This is a genomic window from Paenibacillus sp. J14 (genome assembly GCF_000518465.1).
GTDB lineage: Bacteria > Bacillota > Bacilli > Paenibacillales > Paenibacillaceae > Fontibacillus > Fontibacillus barengoltzii.
The window spans coordinates 29,662-45,178 of sequence record NZ_JADQ01000011.1 but is presented as its reverse complement, the minus strand read 5'-3'; the positions used below and the strand labels follow the sequence as shown (position 1 = coordinate 45,178).

Sequence of the window (15,517 nt, the reverse complement as noted above, 5' to 3'; positions counted from 1 at the left end):
TGAATATGAAATTTGGCTATTCCAGGCTGTTATGCCTTGTCCTAACTACTGTGTTGCTTATATCACAATTACCGCTTGTTTCTTCTGTTGAAGCGGCAAGTGGAAGTGTGACAGTAACAAAAGTAGTTAATCCGACTCAAATAACTGAGGGGGAAGAGGCTGAGATTCAACTAGATGTCATAGGTTCTCCGGATGTAACCGTAATAAAACCGAATGATATCATTTTAATTATCGACCGTTCGGGAAGTATGGCGGCAGATTATGGGCCGAATAACGGCGAAGATAAGATGAAAAATGCCAAGAATGCGGCCAAAGGATTTATTGACCTTGTGGACTTTACGAAGCATCGGGTTGGCATTGTGGATTTCGCAAGTGATGAAAAGTCCTTCGATCTCTCTGATAATCCTACAGAATTGAAAAATTATATAGATAAAATAACCGCTGGTGGAGGCACTGGTACAAGGGACGCAATAGCCTTGGCGCAAGAACTTCTAAGAAATCATAGAGCGGAAGCCCAACCAGTTATTGTGCTCATGACCGACGGACAAGCTACCGAACCTTCACCAGATTCGTATGCTCGCCAAGTAGCTCTGGAACAGGCGAATTCAGCAAAGGGAGAAGGCGTCGTATTCTATACGATAGCACTTTTGCTTCCAAATGAAAACCCAGATACAAGTGCTCCTAACTTGCTGTTGAAAGATATGGCAACAACAGCTCACCACCACCATTTTGTACTGGGGTCTGTAGGCTTAGCCGAAATTTATGCAGCCATCGTAGACGAGATTGGATTGGCTAGTGCCTATAATGTCAAGGTTACGGACACGGTAGCCCCAGAGTTTGAGATTGTTCCTAATTCTTACCAAGATAATATACCACAACCGATTGTTAATGGAAATACACTAACATGGACCTTCAATGAACTCAAGAAAGATGCTTTGAGTTTCAAGTATAAAATACGTCATAAGTTAGGCTCCAATACAGGTTTGATTTCAGTTGGGGCAGAAGACATTCACGTTAAGTATGACGATTATTTAGGTGTACCTCACGAATATGATGTTAGGAATCCTAAAATTGAAGTAAAATATAAGGCTCCAATCATAACCTCAATTGTTAAGGATAGCGGTCCATTCGAAGGTGGAGAATCTGTAGTAATCACTGGGGAGAATTTCCGTCCGAATGTAAAAGTTAAATTCGGGAAAAATTTTGCACCTTCGGTACAATTTAATAGTTCGACAGAATTGATTGTCACAACTCCGGCGGGAGTTCCAGGGACAGTTGAAGTAACTGTGATCAATGATGACGGTCAAACTGCAACAGGAGCATATAACTATTATGCTGTTCCAGTAATATCAAAAGTTACTCCTAATGAAGGCCCGTTAGCGGGTAATAATGAAGTAACCATCCAAGGCAACTATTTCTTGACAGGTGCACAAGTTAAAATGGGTGAAAAAACTGCAGATGTTATTTCAATCACACCGACTAAAATAGTTGTAAAGGCACCTGCTACTTCAATTCCGGAAACAGTTGCCGTTGAGGTAACAAATTCAGATGGCTTAAGCGCTAAATTAGATGCTGCGTATAGCTATATTCTTGGCCCTGAATTAGTATCGGTATCTCCCAATGAAGGATTAACCACGGGGGGAGAGTCGGTAACACTAACTGGGAGCCGGTTTAAAACAGGTACCAAAGTTTATTTCAATAATAAGGTCGTACCATCGACCTATGTTAATGACACAACAATTACCATATTAACTCCGAGTTGGAGTAAGGCAGAGGCCGTTACCGTCAAAATTGTAAATCCAGACGGTCAATTTATTGAACAGGCCGAAGGTTATACATACAAGTGGCCGAAACCTGAAATCACCTCCATCCAGCCTAATGAAGGCTTTACAACAGGAGATACTTTAGTAACATTGAATGGTTCCAATTTCCTTAGTGGAGCCAAAGTTTATTTTAACGATACACTGGTGACACAAACTACTTTTTATAGTGGTTCTGTGATTAAGATCCGGACCCCTAAATGGTCAAATGCAGAATCTGTCAATATAAAAATTGAAAACCCTGATGGACAAACAGCACTAGTAGAAAAAGGGTATAACTATATATTGCCTCCTCCACCTCCCGCACCGATAATCAGCTCTGTGAGCCCTGATCATGGGTTGATTACGGGGGGCACCGAAGTATTGGTGAATGGTTCTAATTTCATCAACGGGGCAAAGGTTAAATTAAAAGATCAAGAGATTGCCACGACATTCGTTTCATCAACACAATTAAAAATAACTACACCAGTTTGGGCATCTGCAGAAATTGTAGATGTAACAGTGACGAATCCTGATGGACAAGCCGTAACAAAAGCACAAGCGTTCTCGTTCGAGACACCGCCTCCTCCACCAGCTCCGGAGATCACAAGCATAACTCCGAATGAAGGGAAGTTAGATGGAGGCCTAGTCATCACAATTACAGGCGCGAATTTTGATACTACGGCTAAAGTTTACTTTAATGACACTTTAATTCAATACACTGTGTACAGCAAAACCCAAATTAAAGCTGTAACCCCAAAATGGGTATTACCTGGCGCAGTAGATGTAAAAGTAATCAACGATGATGGACAAGTTGCTTTGTTAGAAAAGGGGTTCAATTACTTGACACCGCCAGCTCCGGTATTAAGTTCTATTTCTCCCACAACCGGTTTGGTTACGGGGGGAACCCTAGTAACAGTAAATGGATCGAACTTTGTGAACGGTGTGAAACTAACGCTAGGCAATCAAGAGATTCCGGTTATATTCGTTTCTGCAACGCAATTGAAGTTTACAACACCAGAATGGCAGACAGCAGAAACCGTAGATATACGTGTGACGAATCCGGATGGCCAAACAGATGATTTACCACAAGCGTTCACTTTTGAAACACCACCACCGCCGCCGCCGATGGAGTTAACCAATGTCAGCCCGAATGAAGGAGAAATGGCTGGGGGATTGTTAGTTACCTTATCTGGAAAGAATTTTGATTCTGGGGCAAAGGTGTATTTTAACGATACACTGGTACAATCTACCTTCTACAGTTCTTCAACAATTAAGCTTAAGACTCCTAAGTGGTCGATAAGTGGAACTGTAGATGTCAAAGTAGTAAATAGTGATGGGCAAAGTTCAGTTATTAGCAATGGATTCAACTATCTTGCACCACCGCCACCACCTGCACCAATACTTACTTCTGTAACCCCTAATACAGGGTTAATAACAGGTGGAAAAGTCGTTGTAGTCACTGGCAATAACTTCGTTAACGGCGCCAAAATAAACGTTGGCGGTCTAGAGGTCGCAACGACATTTGTTTCTGCAACGCAATTGAAATTTACTACACCTGCATGGCAATCGGCTGAAACTGTAGATATTCGTGTGACAAATCCAGATGGGCAAACGGCAGTATTGCCCCAAGCATTCACATTTGAAACACCACCGCCACCACCTCCCGTCAAATTAACAAGCATTAGTCCAAATGAAGGTGAAATGGCCGGAGGGTTGCTTATCACATTAGTAGGAGAAAATTTTGACACTGCAGCAAAAGTATACTTTAACGATACGCAGGTTCAAGCGACTGTATATAGCTCTGGACAAATTAAGGCAAGAACACCTGTCTGGACGACAAGCGGTCCGGTAGATGTTAAAGTAGTGAACGGAGATGGACAATCTTCTACTTTAAGTGGCGGTTTTAATTACCTTGCACCACCACCACCACCTCCATTGGAACTTACCAGCGTAAGCCCAAGTGAAGGTGAACTCACTGGTGGTTTGCTAATTACACTAACAGGGAAAAATTTCGTTTCAGGTGCGAAAGTATACTTTAACGATGTACTTCTTCAATCGACCACTTACAGTTCGACCCAGATTAAAGCTAACACTCCTTCATGGACTCAACCGGGTACAGTAACAATTAAAGTTGTAAATCCTAATAATGAGTCGGTTGAATTGGTAAACGGGTTCACATATAAAGAACCTCCAACACCTGAGGTCCAAAGTGTTACTCCAAACCAGGGAGAGTTAACTGGGGGATTAGTTATTACTCTGTCGGGGAATAACTTTGATACTGGAGTTAAAGTTTACTTTAATGACAGTTTGGTTCAAGCTACAAGATATAGTTCGACTCAAATTAAGGTTTCCACACCAAAATGGACTGTGGCTGGACCGGTAGATATTAAAGTGGTTAATTCAACTGGGAAATCGGTTACGGTTCCATCTGGATTTACCTATCTAGCACCTCCGCCTTTACCTAGTCCGGTGATAACAAGTCTTTCACCAACTGAAGGTCCGTTAACAGGAGGAACGCTAATTACAATAACAGGTCAGAACTTTGTAACAGGTGCTCAGGTGTATTTCAACGATACCCTTATCCAATCGACGGTGTATTCCAAGTCTCAAATCAAGGCACGTACCCCTCGTTGGACAGTTGCGGAGCCTGTTAATATCAGAGTCGTTAATCCTGATGGACAATCATCCGAAGTAATAATTAATGGTTATACGTATAAGTAATGTATAGCTATAGAGCAACAGGTATCCTTTGAAGGATACCTGTTGCTCTATAGTATTGGGGGAATGATGCTTTGAATGACATATCTGTATGCATAATTACACGGAATGAAGAACACTCAATTGAAAAGGCCATTTGTTCAATAAATCCTTTTGTCCGTGAGATTATTTTGGTTGATCACTATTCAGATGATAAAACGGCACAAATTGCTAGAGAATTGGGGGCGAAAGTATTTCTGCGAAAGTGGGATAATCATTTTGCGGAGGCCAGGAATTTTAGCATTATGCAAGCCACAGCCCCAGTTATTCTCATAATGGATGCTGATGAGGAATTTGTTGGAGACAATCAAGCTTTAGAGGAAGCGGCCAAGAAAGTTATTGTTAGCCAAGAAGTAGCTGCGCGGATCGAAATACAAAGCTTAACAGCGAATGGACAATTGTCGGTATCTTGGATTACTAGAATGTTTCCTAATAACGTTGATTTTATTTTTAAGGGCAGAATACATGAGCAACTTTACTATAGAGGAGGATCTCCAAAAGTAGTTAATAGTTCCATTAGGTTTTATCATAAAGGATATACTCAGGAAGAGATAAATAAAAAGAATAAGTACCAGAGAAATATTAGTTTACTTTTACTGGAACATAAAGAAGATCCTAACAATCCATACTTGTTATTTCAATTGGGACGAACCTATGGGCATATGAATGAATGGATAAAGTCCAAAAAGTGGTTTGAAAGAGCTTTGGATTTAATCAAAGCCCCTTACCCTAACTATCATAGCACTTTGCTTCTCGACTATGCCAATATATTAATGAAATTGAAGGAATGGGACAAATTATCGAATGTTATTAATACCGCTATTGAATTTTATCCGGATTACACCGATTTATATTATATATATGGTTGTGCCGTAATCGAAGCAAGAAATCCTGAATGGTTTCCGCAAATTCCAGATGTCTTCGCCACTTGTATCGAAATTGGGGAAGTCTCTAAAGGCAAATATGAATCGGTTCAAGGGGTAGGATCGTACCGATCTCATTATAATCTGGGACTATACTTCGAATTAAGCGGAGACATCCAATTGGCTGAATATCATTACAGGATTAGTTTTGAACAAGGGTTTGGCCTGGCATTGGAAAGACTCAATCTTTTAAATCAAGTGAAATGAGGACACATCTATGAAAAAATCATCAATTTCGCTTTGCATGATTGTGAAAAATGAGGAAAGATGCTTAGAAAGATGTCTTAACAGCGTTCAGAATATCGTGAGTGAAATCATTATTGTGGATACGGGCTCTACAGATCGGACTATCGAGATTGCGAAGCAATATACCGATAAAGTCTACTCATTCGAATGGACGAATGATTTTTCTGAAGCTCGAAATTATGCTTTGGATCAAGCCACTGGTGAGTATATTTTGCATTTGGATGCGGACGAATATTTATATGAGGGTGTAGAAAATTTACAATGCGAACTGGATAAAGCCTATTACTTCCTCCGTATTCGAAATGAGTTGGGAATGGGACGAACTCAGACTCACCAGTTTGTTCGACTATTTCGGAACCAGCCGTCGATGAGATACGAAGGTAAGCTTCATGAGCAGATAAACCTAGAGAAAAATGCACATTTACCTAGTGGGTACATGAACTGTGTAATATACCACGATGGGTATTTGGACAGCATCGTAAAGGGTAAAAATAAAAGCAAAAGAAATATGGAGATTATCAAAAATGCAATTTTAACAAGCCCTACATCTTTTAACTATTATAATTTAGGCCTCCAGTATTATCATGAAGGACAGTATGCTAATGCTGTGAATGCATTTAAAAAATCGTATTCTATTGCAAAAAATCAAACGTTTACTTCCAGAATGCTGATCCTTCTGATAAATTCTCTTCTTAAATTGGAGCAGTATCCGCAAGCGTTGGAAATTGCTTCGGATAGTATTTTACTTTACCCTGAAAACCCAACTATGTGGTATGAGGTCGGAAGTGTGTATCAACAAATAGGATATGTTGAAGACGCTATGATATGCTTTAATAAATGCCTTGAGCTAGGAGAAGATTCTGGAATTAAAGAGTATGATCATCATGATGGTTCTGGTTCCTACCTTGCTCATAGTAGGCTAAGTGAACTTTATTTATTACAGGGAGAATATGAACAAGCACAAGAACATTTTTTTCTTGCCGTTAAAGAGGCACCTGATTTGCTTTATCTTGTAAAGCTGTTCACGGACTTGTATCCAAATTTATCTGGACAAGATTTACTAGCAGCTATGATAAAAATTTGGCCATTTAATGACGTCAAGCGTATCCAGCAGTTCTTGTCCTTATTATATGAATTAAGACATCCCGTAACTTATGAGTTGATCAAGTGCTATAGAGTTGAAATAGACGATGAGATTCGAGCTTGGATCGATATGATTGATGGCGATTATGATCAGGCGTTAATGAAGTGGAGTCACATTAGTAAACTTCAGCCTTATTCTAAAAGGGACTTATTCCTATTAAGTTTCATCACTAATTCTTTTGATGTCATGGCGAGGTTTAAAAGTGAGCTTGGGCTTAGAGATAAAGAATGGAAGTGGTGGAGAGAACTAATTGAGCAGCATCAAGACAATGGTTTGGAATTATCGCAGGAATCAGAGGAGTTTTGGAGTCACCTATGTTCTGATTTGATTAAGTTACAGAAATATGATTGTTTGGAAACATTAATCGGGACTACCGTCAATCCGAGACTTCGTTATCTGATCGCCAAAGAATTAAATAAAAATGGTTTTGCGGAATTGGCACTTGAGGTAATCATTGAATCTGAAAATAAAAAAGAGAATATCAATATTTATGAATTGGTAAGCGATATATTAATGAAATTAGGACAAGTGGAAGACGCTATCTATTATGCTGAAAAGTTATATCAACTCGATAAGAATTATCAGACTTCTTATAGGCTATTGAGGTTGCTCAAAATGGAAAATAAAATTGCGGGAGCAGCATTAGTACAAGAATTAAAAAGGAATAGCCTAAAATCTCCGTGGATTGAATCAATAATTGTAAATGATTAGCTTGAGTATTCGTTGGCTCCTGTATTTTCGGGAGCCAATTTTCATGTCCATTGTTCTTGCTGTTTACGGATATTATTTCCTGTAATATTAATCAAATCGAATGCCGATATAAGTATTTATAAAGAATTGGTTTTTGTATCCGTACTTTTTTTGAAAACACAGACAGGAGCGTTTGATAAATGTCCTTATCAGAAAACGTCATACGTTTAATTGAAGAGAACAACCTTAGTGAAGCTTATGAGCATTGCTTCTCTGAATTAACCGCAGGCTCTGAAAGCAAAGAAGCGGAAGCATGCTTAGCTCTATTGTCCATGATCGTTGGTAACGAAGAACTTGCAGAATGGTATCTTTCGAAGTCCGGTCAGTATATTGAGGAAGTTATCGGAAATCAAATCTATAGAGTTTTACTGAACATTAATGATATTAACCTCTCTAAGAAGTGGGATAACTATCGAAGAGTCCGTAACCAGCAAGAATTAAAGAGAATGGCTGTTACTGCGCCGTTATGTACCGGTAATGTGTTAGAAATAGGTTGTGCAAATGGTGACTTGTCGGTTTTCATTGCAGCACACGGAGCAACGCTTTATGGAATTGACATTGACCCTGTTGCTGTTGATCTTGCAAGGTATAAAGTGGCAAAACTCGGGATTGACACTTGCAGATTTCAAGTGGGCAATGGTTATCAACTAAATCTACCTGATCAATATTTCGATACGGTAGTTGTTGCGGAAGTATTGGAGCATGTTAACGATCCAAAACGAATTATTAAAGAGGCCTATAGAGTATGTAAACCGGGAGGCAAAGTGATTATAAGCGTTCCCAATAGGTACTCCATTCCGGATCCCGACCATCTCAATATATTTAGTAAACAACTATTAAACGGTCTTGTTGAATACGCGGTAGACTGTTCATTAGAGTGGATTGATGATGTTCCAAGTGAATGGATCTTAGGAGTTTTAACGAAACCGGTCAGTGATAACTTGCCTGGGGTTGAAGATCATATAGATATTTGCTCATTATTCTTGCCGCCGTTGTATAGTTTGCCATCAAGCGATAAGTTGGTTTCCGTCATTATTACAACCTATAATAGACCCGATTATTTATTTGAGTCGATAGAATCTGTCTTTGCCCAGACGCATAAGAATCTTGAAGTTATATTGGTTGATGACGGTTCAGAAATTCCTGTTAAAGAATTGCTCACCCCTTATATGGATAGAATAAAATACATTTATAAGGAAAACGGGGGCAAAGCATCTGCCTTAAATGAAGCTATTAAACATGTTAATGGGGAATTCATTTGGGTATTTGACGATGATGATATCGCACTACCATTAAAATTGGAGCTCCAATTAAAAAGATTCCAGGTTTCCCCCGAACTGGGAATGGTTCATACGCGCTCTATTAACTTTAACGATACAAACGGACAGGTTGTAAGTATACATGACTTATCTCCAGTAAGAGTTGACTTAGATTTTAAATTATTAATGCGTGGGTGTTTTGTACACGGGCCAACAGTTTTGTTTAGAAGAAGTTGTCTTGATCAATTAATCGGTTGGGATACTCAGCTAACTAGAGCTCAAGATTATGACTTTTGGTTAAGATTGGCTAATTTATATAAAATTGACTACTTGCCAGTTCCGACTGTGTTGTATCGGATGCACGCCGCTAGCAGAGGTTCAGCCAATGATCCTGTGGAGTATTCAAAATTGGATTCGGCAACAGCAAAGTATGAACAAATTATCTTTAGAAAGTTATACCAGACGATTCCGATCAATGAAATGTATAGAGAGGTTTTTGAAGCCGATAATATCACCCTGATGCTTGAGGCACTTCTTGAGAGAGCATTCGTTTATGCTGCAAGAGGGCTGCTAGGAGAGGCTAAGCAAGATCTGATGATTGTTCAAGCTAATGCAGCAAGTTTTGGTTACCCTTGCTTTAGTGGTGAGGCGATTCAGAATATCCATAAATTAGCAGGTGCAGCTGTTCAAAATAACTGGGGGGACCATGATTTAGTCTCGAGTATTTACTCTTTGCTTGATATGATTACTCAAAAAGATGTTTAACTCTCTAGAAGCTATTAAGGATGACCGATAGTAATAAATATATGTTTCTACAGACTTGGAGTGATCATAATGAATATTGCGGTCATAGGAACAGGGTATGTAGGTTTAGTAACAGGTGTTTGTTTAGCCGAAGTTGGGCATAAGGTTACCTGCATTGATGTCGATTTGGCAAAGGTTCGAATGCTAAAAAGTGGAATTTCCCCGATTTATGAACCTGGACTTCAAGAGATGATCCAAAAAAATATAGCAGAAAATCGCCTTAGTTTTACTAGTGAATTTCAAGAAGGAATAGATGAAGCGCAAGTTATTTATATCGCTGTCGGTACCCCGTCCAATGATGACGGTACTGCTGATTTAAGTGCTGTTGAAAATGCCTCACTTGCCATTGCAAAGTATATTAAAAACGATGTCGTTATTGTAACAAAAAGCACTGTGCCCATTGGAACAAATGATCGAATAAAGGCTATCATCGAGTATAACAAGTTCTCTGATAACATTACTGTCGATATTGTGTCAAATCCGGAATTTCTTAGAGAGGGATCCGCTATCCATGATACATTCCATGGAGATCGTATTATTATAGGCTCCGATAGCAAACTTGCTGCAGATATTGTCGAAGAAATAAACCGACCTTTCCAGGTGCCTGTTTTTAGAACGTCAATTCGAAGTGCTGAAATGATTAAATATGCTTCCAACGCCTTTCTTGCAACCAAGATAAGTTTTATTAATGAAATATCGAATTTATGCGAAAAATTAGACGCAGATGTTACTGAAGTGGCTTTAGGGATGGGGATGGATAAACGGATAGGGAAGCACTTTTTGAATGCTGGCATTGGTTATGGAGGTTCGTGTTTTCCTAAGGACACCAAAGCTTTGATGCAAATAGCCGGAAATGCTAATTATCAGTTTGAATTATTAAAGTCGGTTATTGAAGTAAATAAAAAACAACAAAGCATTCTGACAGAAAAAGCAAAGAAACGGTTTGGTTCTCTTGAGGGGCTGACCGTTGCTATATTGGGACTTGCATTCAAACCCAACACTGATGATATGAGGGAAGCAGCATCCATTACGGTAGTCAATGAACTACTTTCGACGGGGGCAAAAGTGATAGCATACGATCCAATCGCCACCGAAAAAGCAAAAAAGGTCCTTCCACTAGGGGTATCTTACGTGGATTCAATCGAAGAGGCGATACAGGATGTCGATTGTGCTATGATTTTGACCGAATGGCCTGAAATTTGTGAATATGAATTGGGGAAATTTGTAGAAAAAATGAAGACACCGATTATTTTCGATGGTCGGAACTGTTTTAGCAAAACAGATATTCAAAAGTATCAAATTGAGTATCATTCAATTGGTAGAGCAAGTATTCTGTTGGATGATGCCAAAACTTGTTTCACGGTTAATAAGGATTAGTGAGATTTCTATCTCTATATTGAAATGACTAAAATCCGACAAATATTTACAAATTCCTTACAATAAAACCTTTTCCTTGGTAATTGACACTGGATAAGCTTGGGTGGTATAGTCAGACATGTGGGGCTTGGTTACAAGGATCACACTCTTATTTGATAATGAAGGGAATGTTAGTGCATGCAAGGTAAAGTAAAATGGTTCAACGCAGAAAAAGGCTACGGTTTCATCGAAACTGAAGAAGGCGGCGACGTATTCGTACACTTCTCCGCGATCCAAGCTGAAGGCTTCAAAACGCTGGAAGAAGGCCAATCCGTCGAGTTCGAAATCGTTGAAGGCGCACGTGGTCCACAAGCCGCTAACGTAATCAAACTGTAATCATCCCGGCACAGCCGACCTACATATGAACGGTACGATGGTTAACAATTAAAGATTCGCTAGCAACTCCCCGGGGGAACCCGGGGTTTTCTTATTTTTATTATGCTATAATTTTCTAAAGTGAATGAGTTCGTAATCGAATGAGGTGACCTCCTTTGCACAACCTTCGACCTTGGCTGCGCTGGCTGCCGGCGATCGCGATGATGGCGATTCTTTTTGGGTTTTCTTCGCAGTCTTATGAGGAGCAGTCGCTGGTGCCGGAAATTGAGAAGAGCACCTCGGACCAGTGGATTGAGAATCGATTCGGCGGGATCCGGTTCAGCTATGGTGACTATGAAATCAGTGTGGACAGTGTGGGCGGGGCGAGCTTCATCGAGTTTTTTATTCGCAAAGCGGCGCATTTCGGCAGTTATGCTTTACTGGCAGCGTTCCTGGTTTACGCTTTAGGCGGTCGGGGACGATCCAATCGGCGATGTCTGCTCTTTGCGATTTTGATCGCATTCCTCTATGCCTGTACGGATGAGCTGCATCAGAGCTTTACGCCGGGGCGGACGGCGATGGTGCAGGACGTGCTGCTGGATACGATCGGGGCCGCGTGTGGGGCGGCGTTCACGATTTTGTTGAAATCCTGGTGGGGAAACCGGAAGGATCGCCGGGCTTGAAAGCGCGGGGGATTTGCCGATCTGCCCGTCTTTTTTTACGGATATCGCGGTGGTTTACAGACCTTTAACACTTTTTACTTTGCCTTAACGTCATGGTATAATAAAGGTGCAAAGCAAAGGAGGAGTGCCCTATGAATTTTAGTATTCGAGGACAGCAGATTGAAGTGACTGAGGCCTTGCGTGACTACGTAGACAAGAAGCTCAGCCGGCTAGACAAGTACTTTGATGCACCCCCTACCTCAGACGGTACTGTCACGTTAAGTGTGGTACGAGGCTTGCACGCGGTCGAGGTAACGATTCCTTTGACCGGCGTTGTGCTCCGTGCGGAAGATCGCAGCGATGACATGTACGCATCCATTGATGCGGTTGTGGACAAGCTTGAACGTCAAATCCGCAAGCACAAAACGAAAATCAACCGTAAACTGCGCCAGAAAGGCGTGAAGAACAGCCTCTTTGTAGAGGGCACGACCGCAGGCTCCGTTGCGCTGGATGAAGGCGAGGAAGAGCTGGAAGTGGTTCGTACGAAACGCTTTACCTTGAAGCCGATGGACGTAGAGGAAGCGATTTTGCAAATGAATATGGTAGGACACAACTTCTTCGTTTTCTCGAACATCGACACTAAAGAAGTGAACGTCGTCTACAAGCGCAATGACGGCAAATACGGTTTGATTGAACAGGATTAACCCCTTGCACTCCGTGCAATCATGGCAACTTGCTTCAAACTAGGTGGTAATTCCTGTGATACTTACGCAAAGGAAACGAGCCTTATCCGCCCGCGGATAGGGCTCTTTATTCGTATACAAAGGCGCTTTACCGCAATGCAGACGTGACGGGGCGTGTTGCGGCGTGCCTTACAAACTGTTACAATTTAGGCAAATCATCTGTTTATGCGTGAAAGGGGTAAATCATGCTGGGATTAGTAAAAAAGATATTTGGCGACACGAATGAACGTGATGTCAAACGTCTGATGAAGACGGTAGATTATATTAATTCATTAGAACCGCAATTTGAGGCGCTTTCGGACGAGCAATTGAAAGGGAAAACCGCTGAATTCCGGGAACGGATCGAGAAAGGCGAGACGCTGGATGATTTGTTGCCGGAGGCTTTTGCCACAGTACGGGAAGCTTCGAAACGCACGCTCGGGATGCGTCATTTTGATGTGCAGCTGATCGGCGGTATGGCGCTTCACGAAGGCAAGATTGCGGAGATGAAAACCGGTGAAGGGAAGACGCTGGTCGGAACCCTGCCGGTTTATTTGAATGCGCTCCTGGGGAAAGGTGTGCATGTCGTTACCGTCAACGACTATTTGGCACAACGCGATAGCCAGCAGATGGGGCAGATTTACAACTTCCTCGGCATGACGGTTGGGGTGAACCTCAACGGCATGGAGCATGAGCAGAAACAAGAAGCTTACGCTTGCGACATCACGTACGGCACGAACAACGAGTTTGGATTTGACTACCTGCGCGACAACATGGTGCTCTACAAAGAACAGATGGTTCAGCGGCCGCTGTATTATTGCATTATTGACGAAGTGGACTCCATCTTGATCGATGAAGCGCGGACGCCGCTGATTATTTCCGGCCAAGCTCAGAAATCCACCGAGCTGTATTATGCAGCCGATCGTTTCGTGAAGACGCTGACGCCGGAGGAAGATTATACGGTAGATATTAAAGTAAAGGCTGTTTCGCTGACCGAAAAAGGGGTTGCTAAAGCGGAACGCGTTTTTGGCATTGATAACTTGTACGATCATAAACATGTTACGCTGAACCACCACGTGGTGCAGGCGCTCAAAGCGAACGTCATCATGCGCCGCGACGTCGATTACGTCGTGACCGATGACGAGGTGCTGATCGTCGATGAATTTACCGGTCGGATCATGCAGGGCCGCCGCTACAGCGACGGGCTGCACCAGGCAATCGAAGCCAAAGAAGGCATCGAGGTACAGAACGAAAGCATGACGCTGGCGACGATTACGTTCCAGAACTACTTCCGGATGTACCGCAAGCTGGCCGGGATGACCGGTACGGCGAAGACCGAGGAAGAAGAATTCAAGAAAATTTACGGCCTTGAAGTGCTCCAGGTGCCGACCAACCGGCCGAACCGTCGGATTGACTTGCCGGACGTTGTTTATAAGAGCGTTGACGGCAAGTTTAAAGCCGTTGTCGAAGAAATCGTGGAGCGTCATAAGAAAAAACAACCGGTGCTCGTTGGTACGGTCTCGATCGAGAACTCCGAACGCGTATCCGAGATGCTGAAGCGCAAAGGAATCCCGCACAAGGTGCTGAACGCGAAATACCATGCGGAGGAAGCGGAAATTATTTCCCACGCAGGGGAACCGGGTTCCGTGACGATCGCTACCAACATGGCGGGTCGCGGTACCGACATCTTGCTGGGTGAAGGCGTGGCCGAATTGGGTGGCCTGCATATCATAGGTACCGAACGCCACGAATCGCGCCGGATCGATAACCAGTTGCGCGGTCGTGCCGGTCGTCAAGGCGACCCCGGCTCCACGCAGTTCTACCTGTCGCTGGGCGACGAGCTGATGAAGCGGTTTGGTGCGGATAACGTGCTGAACATGATGGAACGCCTTGGCTTCGAGGAAGACCAACCGATCGAGAGCAAGATGATTACCCGCGCGATTGAGTCAGCGCAAAAACGCGTAGAAGGCAACAACTTCGACGTGCGCAAAGTCGTCCTGCAATATGACGATGTCATGAACCAACAGCGCGAAATTATCTATAAACAACGCCGGGAGCTGCTGGAATCGGAGAACATTAAGCAAATCGTTCTCGATATGATTAAGCCGGTCATCGAACGGGTGGTTGAAGCCCATACCGCTGACGAGATACCGGAGAACTGGGAACTGCAAGAAGTTGCCGATTACGTCAACAGCAAGCTGCTGGACGAAGGCGCGATTACGAAAGACGATCTGTGGGGCAAAGAGCCAAATGAGATGGTCGAGTATATTTTTGAACGCGTCCTGACGAAGTACAACGCTCGCGAAGAAGCAATTGGTCCGGAAATGGTACGGGAGTTCGAGAAGGTTATCGCTCTCCGCGCGGTCGACAGCAAATGGATGGACCACATCGACGCGATGGATCAGCTGCGTCAAGGTATTCATCTTCGTGCATACGGCGGTACTGACCCGCTGCGCGAGTATCAATTTGAAGGCTACGAGATGTTCAACGCGATGATCGCCAACATTCAGGAAGAAGTCGCGACATACATCATGAAGGCGCAGATCGAAACGAACCAGGAGCGTCAAGCGGTTGTGGATGAGAACAAAATCACTACAAGCGGCGAACCGGCTGAGAAACGCCCGGTCAAACGCGGCGAGACGATCGGCCGCAACGACTTGTGCCCATGCGGAAGCGGCAAGAAGTATAAACACTGCCACGGCCAAAACGCATAAACC

9 protein-coding genes are annotated in these 15,517 nt (G+C 42.7%); all 9 read left to right on the top strand.

The window, feature by feature from the left end; translation table 11 throughout:
* Positions 1 to 5 precede the first annotated feature (5 nt).
* Positions 6 to 4,523: an IPT/TIG domain-containing protein gene (locus M891_RS23390; RefSeq protein ID WP_051416852.1), complete on the top strand. Its 4,518-nt coding sequence runs from the start codon at positions 6 to 8 to the stop codon at positions 4,521 to 4,523.
* Positions 4,524 to 4,594: 71 nt separating this feature from the next.
* Positions 4,595 to 5,689 carry a glycosyltransferase family 2 protein gene (locus M891_RS0105615; protein WP_028538135.1) on the top strand — a complete coding sequence of 365 codons (1,095 nt, stop codon included), beginning with the start codon at positions 4,595 to 4,597 and terminating at the stop codon, positions 5,687 to 5,689.
* A 10-nt stretch (positions 5,690 to 5,699) separates the two neighbouring features.
* On the top strand, positions 5,700 to 7,583 hold the full coding sequence (locus M891_RS24570) for a glycosyltransferase (RefSeq protein ID WP_028538134.1): 1,884 nt from the start codon (positions 5,700 to 5,702) through the stop codon (positions 7,581 to 7,583).
* Positions 7,584 to 7,762: 179 nt separating this feature from the next.
* The gene (locus M891_RS24565) at positions 7,763 to 9,646 is read left to right on the top strand and encodes a glycosyltransferase (protein ID WP_051416851.1); all 1,884 of its coding nucleotides are present in this window, start codon (positions 7,763 to 7,765) and stop codon (positions 9,644 to 9,646) included.
* 69 nt (positions 9,647 to 9,715) lie between these two features.
* Positions 9,716 to 11,062 (top strand): UDP-glucose dehydrogenase family protein, encoded by a 1,347-nt coding sequence (locus M891_RS0105600; protein WP_028538133.1) that lies wholly within the window; start codon positions 9,716 to 9,718, stop codon positions 11,060 to 11,062.
* 177 nt (positions 11,063 to 11,239) lie between these two features.
* Positions 11,240 to 11,437, top strand: a complete 198-nt coding sequence (locus tag M891_RS0105595; protein ID WP_009225364.1) for a cold-shock protein — start codon at positions 11,240 to 11,242, stop codon at positions 11,435 to 11,437.
* A gap of 155 nt (positions 11,438 to 11,592) precedes the next feature.
* On the top strand, positions 11,593 to 12,099 hold the full coding sequence (locus tag M891_RS0105590; protein WP_016314124.1) for a VanZ family protein: 507 nt from the start codon (positions 11,593 to 11,595) through the stop codon (positions 12,097 to 12,099).
* 131 nt (positions 12,100 to 12,230) lie between these two features.
* Positions 12,231 to 12,782 carry a ribosome hibernation-promoting factor, HPF/YfiA family gene (hpf, locus tag M891_RS0105585; protein ID WP_016314123.1) on the top strand — a complete coding sequence of 184 codons (552 nt, stop codon included), beginning with the start codon at positions 12,231 to 12,233 and terminating at the stop codon, positions 12,780 to 12,782.
* Positions 12,783 to 13,006: 224 nt separating this feature from the next.
* On the top strand, positions 13,007 to 15,514 hold the full coding sequence (gene secA / locus M891_RS0105580) for a preprotein translocase subunit SecA (RefSeq protein WP_028538132.1): 2,508 nt from the start codon (positions 13,007 to 13,009) through the stop codon (positions 15,512 to 15,514).
* Positions 15,515 to 15,517 lie beyond the last annotated feature (3 nt).

Bases quoted from the DNA above. Each gene is read 5' to 3' on its own strand.
- M891_RS0105595 (WP_009225364.1), top strand. From the start codon at position 11,240: ATGCAAGGTAAAGTAAAATGGTTCAACGCAGAAAAAGGCTACGGTTTC.
- M891_RS23390 (WP_051416852.1), top strand. From the start codon at position 6: ATGAAATTTGGCTATTCCAGGCTGTTATGCCTTGTCCTAACTACTGTG.
- M891_RS0105600 (WP_028538133.1), top strand. From the start codon at position 9,716: ATGAATATTGCGGTCATAGGAACAGGGTATGTAGGTTTAGTAACAGGT.
- hpf (WP_016314123.1), top strand. From the start codon at position 12,231: ATGAATTTTAGTATTCGAGGACAGCAGATTGAAGTGACTGAGGCCTTG.
- secA (WP_028538132.1), top strand. From the start codon at position 13,007: ATGCTGGGATTAGTAAAAAAGATATTTGGCGACACGAATGAACGTGAT.
- M891_RS24565 (WP_051416851.1), top strand. From the start codon at position 7,763: ATGTCCTTATCAGAAAACGTCATACGTTTAATTGAAGAGAACAACCTT.
- M891_RS24570 (WP_028538134.1), top strand. From the start codon at position 5,700: ATGAAAAAATCATCAATTTCGCTTTGCATGATTGTGAAAAATGAGGAA.